This window comes from Cupriavidus sp. 05T41, assembly GCF_056396525.1.
The window spans coordinates 87,293-95,062 of the sequence record NZ_JBFTLQ010000021.1; the positions used below are offsets into that span (position 1 = coordinate 87,293).

At 70.3% G+C, this 7,770-nt stretch carries 8 protein-coding genes; 4 read left to right on the forward strand and 4 right to left on the reverse strand.

The annotated features are described in order from the left end of the window. Positions 1–43: 43 nt before the first annotated feature. Positions 44–1,231: an acyl-CoA dehydrogenase family protein gene (locus AC1DKV_RS14940; RefSeq protein ID WP_441613416.1), complete on the reverse strand. Its 1,188-nt coding sequence runs from the start codon at positions 1,229–1,231 to the stop codon at positions 44–46. 326 nt (positions 1,232–1,557) lie between these two features. Here AC1DKV_RS14940 and AC1DKV_RS14945 point away from each other — a divergent pair, with 326 nt between their 5' ends. Continuing rightward, the gene (locus AC1DKV_RS14945; RefSeq protein ID WP_441613417.1) at positions 1,558–3,042 is read left to right on the forward strand and encodes a vWA domain-containing protein; all 1,485 of its coding nucleotides are present in this window, start codon (positions 1,558–1,560) and stop codon (positions 3,040–3,042) included. Between the two features lie 45 nt (positions 3,043–3,087). Here the strand turns inward: AC1DKV_RS14945 and AC1DKV_RS14950 are convergent, their stop codons facing one another. Further along, on the reverse strand, positions 3,088–3,561 hold the full coding sequence (locus AC1DKV_RS14950) for a VOC family protein (RefSeq protein WP_441613418.1): 474 nt from the start codon (positions 3,559–3,561) through the stop codon (positions 3,088–3,090). A 106-nt stretch (positions 3,562–3,667) separates the two neighbouring features. Then, positions 3,668–4,366, reverse strand: coding sequence for an SGNH/GDSL hydrolase family protein (locus tag AC1DKV_RS14955; RefSeq protein WP_441613419.1), 699 nt, complete (start codon positions 4,364–4,366; stop codon positions 3,668–3,670). A 119-nt stretch (positions 4,367–4,485) separates the two neighbouring features. On the opposite strand from AC1DKV_RS14955, the gene AC1DKV_RS14960 reads away from it, so the two are divergent. Continuing rightward, a complete protein-coding gene (locus AC1DKV_RS14960) occupies positions 4,486–4,956 on the forward strand; it encodes an SRPBCC family protein (RefSeq protein ID WP_441613420.1) in 471 nt (156 codons plus the stop codon). Positions 4,957–5,039: 83 nt separating this feature from the next. After that, complete coding sequence (locus tag AC1DKV_RS14965; protein WP_441613571.1) at positions 5,040–6,452, forward strand: DHA2 family efflux MFS transporter permease subunit; 1,413 nt, start codon at positions 5,040–5,042, stop codon at positions 6,450–6,452. A 30-nt stretch (positions 6,453–6,482) separates the two neighbouring features. On the opposite strand, the gene AC1DKV_RS14970 is transcribed toward AC1DKV_RS14965, so the two are convergent. Next, complete coding sequence (locus tag AC1DKV_RS14970) at positions 6,483–6,752, reverse strand: acyl-CoA-binding protein (RefSeq protein ID WP_441613421.1); 270 nt, start codon at positions 6,750–6,752, stop codon at positions 6,483–6,485. Between the two features lie 195 nt (positions 6,753–6,947). Here AC1DKV_RS14970 and tsaB point away from each other — a divergent pair, with 195 nt between their 5' ends. Then, positions 6,948–7,718, forward strand: coding sequence for a tRNA (adenosine(37)-N6)-threonylcarbamoyltransferase complex dimerization subunit type 1 TsaB (gene tsaB, locus AC1DKV_RS14975; RefSeq protein ID WP_441613422.1), 771 nt, complete (start codon positions 6,948–6,950; stop codon positions 7,716–7,718). The last annotated feature ends 52 nt before the right edge of the window (positions 7,719–7,770 follow it).

Here is a 7,770-nt window from a genome sequence, read left to right on the forward strand (position 1 = left end):
AGCCGGCTGGCGCAGCCGGCGGAAGTCAACGGGATAAGCGCAATCAGCGATAGATGGCGGGCGAGGGAAATTCGCCGGTCAGCAGCCAGGTGCCCACCGTGCGTTTCTTGTACTCGGCCGGGTTGTGCAGCGTATGCGTGCGCACGTTGCGCCAGAAGCGGTCGAAGCCGTTCGCATTGGTGGCCGAGCGCGCGCCCATCACCTCGAAGATATCGCTGGACACGGCCAGCCCGGTCTCGCCGGCGTAGAGGTTGGCGGTCGCGATGTCGATGGCGGCGCGGCCGCGTTGCTCCGGCGTCAGCGCCGTGCCATGGACATAGATCCCGTCCAGCGTGCGCGCCGCCTGGTCGGCCAGTTCGGTGGCCGCCAGCGTGCGGATGGCCAGCTCGCCATACTTGCGCTGGACCCAGGGATCGTCCACGTGACGCTCCACGCCGGAGTGGATCCACGGGCGCGATTGCGTCGCCGTGTAGGCGCTGCCTTCGTCGAGCGCGCCCTGGGCAGCGCCCACGAAGACATTGAGCAGCACGCTTTGCTGCAGCAGCGTGACCAGCGAGGCGAACGGCGTGAGCGCGTCGTCGGCACGGCCCAGCAGTTCGTCGTCGCGCACCAGCACGTTGTCGAAGGTCACCGTGCCGCTGCCGGTCTGGCGCTGGCCGATGCCGTCCCAGTCGTCCTCGATCCGGATGCCGGCGCGCTCCGCCGGGATCACGGCGGTCAGGCGCTGGCCGAGTTCGTTCTCCCACGCCAGCTGGATCACGTCCGCCACATGGGTGCCGCTCGAGAACGGCCGGAAGCCCGTGACCAGCCAGCCGTCGCCGCCGGGCGCGCGCTGCGCGGCCGACGTCTTCGACAAGGCGTTGCCCGAGTTGCTCCACAGCCATTGCCCGGAAGCCGAGGCATGCAGCAGACGCGCCTGCTGCGCCGGCGTGCCGCGTGCGCGCACGGTGTGCACGGGAAGATGGTGATAGCCGAACAGGTGAGCCAGCGAGCCGTCCGTGCGCGCGAACTCGCGCACCACGCGCAGCAGCGACAGCCATGACGCGCCGCCACCGCCGAACGCGGCGGGAATGCCAGCCGACAGCAGGCCGCTTTCCTTGAGCAGGCGGATCTGTCCGGTGGGACGCCCGCCGGCCTTGTCGCGGGCAACGGCATCGGTATGGAAGGCTTCGCGCAGCTTCACTGCGCGGGCCACGAAGGGATCGTTCAGATCCGGGCCGAAGGAGGTCATGCGATATGCGCGGATTGCGTGTTGGGGCGGCGAAGGCTCGCCGCGCGGGCTGGAGTTTCTTGCACCCGAGACACGATAGAACAAGCCGCCTGCGTCACCAACGAAGCAATGCGCGCTTGCTTATCCGTTTGGCGCGTCGTTCGCGTGGCCATAGCGCACTGGCCGGATCGATCCGTTGCGCAAGATCAAGCGGGCCAGCTTTGTTCCCTTTGTCACCATCGCCGGACGATTCCGCCGATTCAAACAAATCCGTCCGAGCCTTTTGTCGCGCCGGCGATGGAACCATCGCGGCAGAACAACGACCGCATTTTTCAGGAGAAGAATCGATGCGCGAATTTCGACATGCCATGCTGAGCGTGCTGGCAGTGGCGGTACTGGCCGCCTGCGGCGGCTCCGACGACGACACCTCCGCCGGCACGCCCGGCGCGGGCTCCGGTCCCGCGGCCCCGTCCACGCCGGCCGTCCCCAAGACCGTGGCGGTGGCCGGCGTGCTGGTGCAGCCGCAGGGCACGGCCGCGCGCGGCGCCATGATCGTGCGCCTGGCCGGCACGGTGTTGCGCACGCCCGCCAGCGCTGCCTGTCCGGAAGTGCCTGACGGGTATGACCCGCTCGCCGCGCTCGACGTGCACTTCGCCAGCGCCGACGGCACGGTGGTCGGCACGCTGACCACCGATGCCTGCGGCGGCTTCGCCGGCAACGTGCCCGAGACCGCCGTGCAGGCGCATGCCCAGCCCGCCGGCCTGGGCCCGGTCAGCCGCCCGCTCTCGTCGTTCATCGCCAGCGCGGGCGCAGGCAAGCCACCGGTGTCGGCGCTGCCGGCCAACGCGGCCTATGTGCTCAGCGTGGTGCAGGACCTGGGCGGCGGCAAGGTGGCGCTGACCGTGACCGACGACCAGACCGGCAAGGCTGTACTGGGGCTGGCCGCGCCGGACTTCGCGTTCGCCGTGGCCGGCACCGCGCTGCCGCTGGGCTCGCTGTCGTACGGCGCCAGCGCGGCGCAGAACGCCAGCGTGGCGATCGTGATGGATGCCAGCGGCTCGATGGGCACCCTGATCGGCAACACCGGCAAGAGCGCGCTGCAGATCGCCGGCGCGGCCGGGCACGTGCTGCTCGACGGCCTGCGCAGCGCGGCCGACGAAGCCGGCGTGGTGATCTTCGACCAGAAGGTCGAGACGATCGACGACGCCAACCTGGACCGCTACTACACGTGGACCCGCGGCGGCGCGGCGGTGGCCGGCTACCGCTTCAGCGCCAGCGGCCTGACGCAGGACATCGCCGCGCTGCGCCCGGTAGTGGACCTGTACAACCGCGCGTCGCAGATCTATGACGGCAGCGGGGCCGACCCGGTCCATCCCGCCACCGGCGACTGGCGGGTCCGCAACAGCTACCGTTATGGCGGCACCACGGCGTTCTACGGCGCCACGCAGGCCGGCCTCGATCTGCTCGATGCCGGCGTCAACGCACGCCGCATCGTGGTGGCGATGACCGATGGCCAGAACAACGTCGCGCCCTACGCGCCGGACGGCGTCATCCGCGCGGCGCAGGGCAAGGGCGTGCCGCTCTACACGGTAGCGTTCGGCAGGCGCGGCGACGTCAACGAGCCCGAGATGCAGAAGATGGCCGCGGATACCGGTGGCGAGTACAAGCGCGTCGAGGGCACCGACCTGGCCGGACTGTTCCAGAGCATCCAGACCGGCATCCGCTTCCAGTACCTGGCCAGCCTGGCCACGCCGCCGGTGAGCGGCGATGTCCTGACCATCACCGTCAGGCAGGGCAGCGCGGAAGTCAGGCGCGACCTGCAGATCCGCTGACGATGTAGCGGGGAGGCGCGCGCAGGGGCAATCCCGCCGCGCGCCTCAGCCGGACATGGCGGCGTCCCGCGCCATCCCGGGTCGCGCGGGCATTGCCGCCATCACTGGCCGGCCGCCCGCACCGGCTTCGTTGCCGCGGGCGTTCCACTCGACCAGGCAAAGCCCGTGGCCGAAGGGATCGGACAGCAGGGCCTGGCGGCCCCATGCGAAATCCTGCGGCCAGTCTTCCAGTTCGGCGCCGGCTTCCAGCGCGCGCTCGATGGCCGCCTCCAGGTCGGTCACGACGAAGTCCAGTTGCGCCGGGGTCCATTGCCTGCGCGGGGTGCGGCTCGCGCTGCCACGGCTGCCGGGCCAGCTCGCGGCGCGGCCGCCCAGCAGGTAGATCGGCGCGCCGCCGCCCAGCATCTCCGCCACCGCGCCGCCGGACAGCGTGCGCGCCAGGCTCAGCCCCAGGCCTTGCTCGTAGAAGCCGATGCCCCGCGCGAGGTCGTCGACATCGAGTTGGATCAGCAATTGCATCGCAGTCTCCTGCCCGTGTTGGGGGCGTGATCGAGCCGCGATTGTGCGCCGGCGCTCCTGACATGTACTGTCAGGAGTGTTGCATCGGGCGCCCCCCCGGGACACTTCAGGCGCGCAGCGGCGCCAGCAGGTTGTGAACCACCGGCGCCAGCGCGTCGCCGAGCGCCAGGTGGGCGCCGGCATCCAGGTGCACCCCGTCCACCGCGCTGCTGCGGATCACCCTGCCGGTATCGAACCACTTGCAGCCGCGCGTGTTGCAGACTTCCGCGAAGGCTTGCGTCAGCCCCGCGCATTTGTGCTCGCCGCCGGCGAACTTGGGCGCCAGCGGCCCGCACGGCGTGGTGATCGCGGGCGGCACCAGCACCAGTACGGGCGGTGTCGGCATGCCCGGCTCGATGGGCGCGGCGCGGATGGCGTCGACCAGGGCGCCGACGCCTTGCGCGGCGTGCCAGGCGTTGTGCGCATGCATGGACTGGAAATCGTTGCTGCCCAGCATCAGGATCACCAGCGCCAGCGGCGAATGCATCTCGATGCGCTGGGCCAGGCCCTGGATGCCGTTGCGCCCGGGCTTGAAGGGATCGTCCCAGACCGTGCGGCGGCCATTGAGGCAGTCTTCCAGCACGCGGACCGGCCGCTGGCCGGCGGAGCCGTTGAGGGCAAGCTCGAGCCGGCCGGGCCAGCGCACCGGCCAGGCCAGGCGGCGGCGCGTTCCCGGCACGATGCCCCACGACAGCGAATCGGCATACACCAGGACCTGCAGCGGATCGACGGCGTCGATGGCGGGTTCGATGATGGGTTGGTTCATGGATGGGCTCCGGAGGCGGCGGGGTCGGGGGCGAGGATGTGCGGGAGGGGGAAGTTTTGCTGTAGACCTTGACGCGGAGCCTTCATAATATCGGCTAACGATAGATCGGGAGAGGAAAGTTGCGTTTCGAGCACCTTGTGGAGATCAACGATCCACACAATATCCAGTTGGACACGCTGACGCCGGATCAGCTATGGCAAGGGCTGGTGCTGCGTACCAGCGAGCCCGAGTTGTTCGTCTTGGGCCTGGACCGTGCCGAGATCGTGGAGCGGGGTGAGGACTACGTCGTGCGGGTGCTGCACTTCGGCAAGGCTTCGATCCGCGATCGGGTGGTTTTCGCGCCGCGCCGCCAGGTGCGCTACGAGACCGCGGCCACCGCCGACCACGCCGGCGGCTCCCTGACCATGGCGATCGAGACGCCGGGACCCGGTGCGCTGCTGCTGCGCTTTGTCTACGAAACCACCATGCCGGCGGTGGACGCGAGCGGCGACGACCGTTACGCCGAGATCGTCAAGTCGGCCTATCACGAGGCTGATATCGACACCGTACGCAAGATCCGCGAACTGGCTGCCACCGGGCGCCTGGGGTGAGCGCGCAGCCCTCGCCACCCGCCGCGGGCGGACCTTCGGGCGGCTCGGCGGGCGAGCCGGCCGGCGGGCCGACGCGGGCCACGCTGCGCGCACGCTATGGGGACCGGCTGCGCTGGCTGGTGCTGATGACGCTGATGCTGGGCACGGTTTCGTCGATCATCTCGTCGACCATCGTCAATGTGGCCGTGCCCGCCCTGAGCAAGCATTTCTTGCTGGGGCAGGAGCGCGCGCAGTGGGTGGCGGCCAGCTTCATGATCGCCATGACGCTGTCGATGCTGCTCACCCCATGGCTGCTCAACCGCTACGGCCTGCGCCGCACCTTTGTGGGCAGCCTGCTGCTGCTGGGCACCGGTGGCCTGGTCGGCGGCTTCTCGCCGTCCTACGAAGTGATGATCGCCATGCGGGTGGCCGAGGGCATTGCCGCGGGCATCCTGCAGCCGCTGCCCAATATCCTCATCCTGCGGGTATTCGAGGAGCGCGAGCAGGGCCGCGCGGTCAGCCTGTTCGGCTTCGGCGTGGTGCTGGCGCCGGCGCTGGGCCCGAGCGTGGGCGGCTTCCTGGTGGAGGCCTTCGGCTGGCGCTCGATCTTCTTCGTGGTGGTGCCGCTGACGCTGATCGGCCTGTTCATGGCGCGCCGCTTCATGGCGGTGGACTCGGCCATGATGGGCGAGCGCAAGCCGCTCGACTGGCAGGGCCTGGGCCTGGCCGGCATTGGCACGGTGAGCTTGCTCAACGGCCTGGTGCAGCTGCGCGAAAGCATGGCGGCGGGCCTGGCGCTGGCGGGCTTCGGGGTGCTGCTGCTGGTGGTCTTCGTGCTGTGGCAGCTGCGCGCGCAGCATCCGCTGATGAACATGCGCTTGTACAGCTACCGCCAGTTCGCCGCCGGCGCGGTGGTCGCCTTCATCTACGGAGCGGGGCTGTTCGGCTCGACCTACCTGCTGCCGGTCTACATGCAGATGGCGCTGGCCTATTCGCCGTCGCGGGCCGGCCTGGTGCTGCTGCCGGCCGGCCTGGCGCTGGCCCTCACCATCGCCGCCTCGGGGCGGCTGATCAACCGCGTCGCGCCGCACCGGCAGGTGTCGTTCGGGCTTGCGCTGCTGGCGGCGTCTTTCCTGCTGATGGCCCTGGGCTCGCAGGCCACGCCTTACCTGTTGCTGGTGGCGTGGGCGGTGCTGGGGCGCATCGGGCTGGGTTGCATCCTGCCGTCGCTGACGCTGGGCGCCATGCGCGGCGTGGATTACTCGCTGATCGCGCAGGGCTCGAGCTGCATCAACTTCCTGCGGCAGCTGGGCGGCGCCATCGGGGTGAGCCTGGCGGGCGTAGGACTGCAATGGCGGCTGGCGGCGCAGGGCGCGGTGCTGGGCCCGGAGGGCGATCCCGCGGCGCGCATCCGCGCCTTCGACGAGACCTTTCTGGCGGTGGGCCTGGTGATTGCCACGGCCATCCTGGCGGCCTGGCGCATCCGCCCGCGGCAACTGCCGGCCGCGCCGGGCTAGCGGGGCCGGGGCGCCAGCCCCGGCCCGCACTCAGGCGGTGGCGCCGCTGCGCAGTTCTTCGACCAGCGCGATGTATTTTTCCATCGCCTCTTCCTGGCTGGTGCCCTTGAGGGTTTCCCAGGCCTCGAACTTGTAGCGGCCGACGAAATCGGTCATGCCGGGCTTGTCGCCATGGGCATCGCCCTCGCTGCCTTGCTTGAACAGCGCGTAGAGGCGCAGCAGGGTCATATTGCTGGGGCGCTCGGCCAGTTGCTTGACGTCGAGCTGGGCTTGGGCGAAGCGTGCCTGCAGGTCGCTCATGGGGTTCTCCTGGATGATTTCTGGGGCGAGGGGCCGGGAGCAGCCCCGGGACAGCGCGATGATATCTCCCGGCACCGTGCGTTTGAGCCGAAAGAAACCGAAGAAGCCTTCGGTCCGGCCGCCGCGCGGGCGATCCCGGCAGATCGGCCACCGCGCAAGTTCAGCTTTTGAGGTCGCAACGGATACAATCTCGCCATGTCCTGGATTCTTGCTGTTGAAACCTCCACCGAGTGGTGCTCCGTCGCGCTCGGGCGCATTGCCGATGGCGGCGCCCTGGAGTGCCTGGTGCGTCATGAACATACCGGCCCGCGCTCGTCTTCGCGCGTGCTGCCGGCCGCCGGCGAACTGCTGGCCGAGGCCGGCATTGCCCTGGCTGACTGCGCAGCGATCGCCTTCGGCGCCGGGCCTGGCTCCTTTACCGGCCTGCGCACCGCCTGCGGCGTGGCCCAGGGCCTGGCCTTTGGCGCCGGCCTGCCGGTCGTGCCCGTCAATTCGCTGATGGCCTGCGCCGAACGCGTGCGCCTGGGCGGCGCGGGGCTGCCCGCCTTGCCGCCCGGCATCCCGGTGCTGGTGGCGCTGGATGCCCGCATGGATGAAGCCTACGCAGGTGCGTTCCGCTGGGACGATGCCGCGCAGCAATGGCAGCCCGTCACTGAAATGCAGGTGTGCGCGCCGGAAGCGGTGAGCCTGCCGCCCGCGCCGTTCTGGCTGGCCGGCAACGCCGCCGCCGTGTTCGGCGAGCGCCTTGCCGCCGCGGCGCTGGCGCAGCACAGCGTGCCCGACGCGCTGCCCGCTGCGCCGGCGCTGGTATCGATCGCCCTGCGCGCGCTGGCGCGCAACGCAACTGTCGCGCCGGAGGATGCCATGCCGATCTATCTGCGCGACAAGGTCGCCCAGACCATTGCCGAGCGCCAGGCCATCGCCGAGCAGCGTGCCGCGCTGGCCGCCGCGGGAGAGCGGCCGTGAGCGCGCGCCACAGCGAGCCCGCCGCCGAGGTCGCCGCGCAGCCGGCGCCGGC

Excerpts from the sequence above, each read along its gene's own strand:
- AC1DKV_RS14940 (WP_441613416.1), bottom strand. The coding sequence starts at position 1,231 with ATGACCTCCTTCGGCCCGGATCTGAACGATCCCTTCGTGGCCCGCGCA.
- AC1DKV_RS14945 (WP_441613417.1), top strand. The coding sequence starts at position 1,558 with ATGCGCGAATTTCGACATGCCATGCTGAGCGTGCTGGCAGTGGCGGTA.
- AC1DKV_RS14950 (WP_441613418.1), bottom strand. The coding sequence starts at position 3,561 with ATGCAATTGCTGATCCAACTCGATGTCGACGACCTCGCGCGGGGCATC.
- AC1DKV_RS14955 (WP_441613419.1), bottom strand. The coding sequence starts at position 4,366 with ATGAACCAACCCATCATCGAACCCGCCATCGACGCCGTCGATCCGCTG.
- AC1DKV_RS14970 (WP_441613421.1), bottom strand. The coding sequence starts at position 6,752 with ATGAGCGACCTGCAGGCACGCTTCGCCCAAGCCCAGCTCGACGTCAAG.
- tsaB (WP_441613422.1), top strand. The coding sequence starts at position 6,948 with ATGTCCTGGATTCTTGCTGTTGAAACCTCCACCGAGTGGTGCTCCGTC.